The organism is Bifidobacterium sp. UBA6881, from assembly GCA_002451435.1.
In the GTDB taxonomy this organism is placed as follows: Bacteria; Actinomycetota; Actinomycetes; order Actinomycetales; family Bifidobacteriaceae; genus Bifidobacterium.
In genome coordinates this window covers 258-743 of record DKCF01000082.1, presented here as the reverse complement: position 1 = coordinate 743, position 486 = coordinate 258, and the positions used below count along the sequence as shown (strand labels likewise).

Annotated in this window: 2 protein-coding genes; both read left to right on the top strand. The window is 62.6% G+C overall.

The window, feature by feature from the left end; all coding sequences use genetic code 11:
- On the top strand, positions 1–222 hold a 222-nt coding region (locus B3C64_RS06375), incomplete at its 5' end, for a hypothetical protein (protein ID WP_291534533.1).
- A gap of 36 nt (positions 223–258) precedes the next feature.
- A partial coding sequence (locus B3C64_RS06370; RefSeq protein ID WP_291534531.1) for a hypothetical protein occupies positions 259–486 on the top strand: 228 nt, incomplete at its 3' end.

Below are 486 nucleotides of genomic sequence, written 5' to 3'. Positions count from 1 at the left end.
TTCCGTTCGAAGCGCTTGGACCGGCGACTCCATGTCGGCGACCGCCCGCAGGAACGCCGTGGCGATGCCTTGCGGCGTCATGCCGACCATGCGCGCATCCGGGTATCGCCGCATGACGTCCGCTATCGCCGCCGATACGCCGGCATGGTTCATGCGATCCACGCCGTCGGCATTTCCATCAACGCGCGATTCCGAGCATCTCGCGGTTTCATCCGCACTTAAGGCATCATGATCATGCGAATCCTCAGCGCCGGCATCGTGCGTGTCATCGGCGCGAGATTCCATGGCAGTGCCGGCCGTCAGCGCGCGCATCGCGGTGTTCGTGCGTACGACCAACGTCCGTTCGATGTCACGCAGCATGCGCTGCGCGTCGTTCTCGTCGCCGTCAAGGAAGAAATCACCGTCGATCGCGCAGCTTTCCAGAAAATCATCATGATCGGCGGCGTCCGAATCGCGGGATGCTTCGCGGACTGTTCCGTGAAGCAT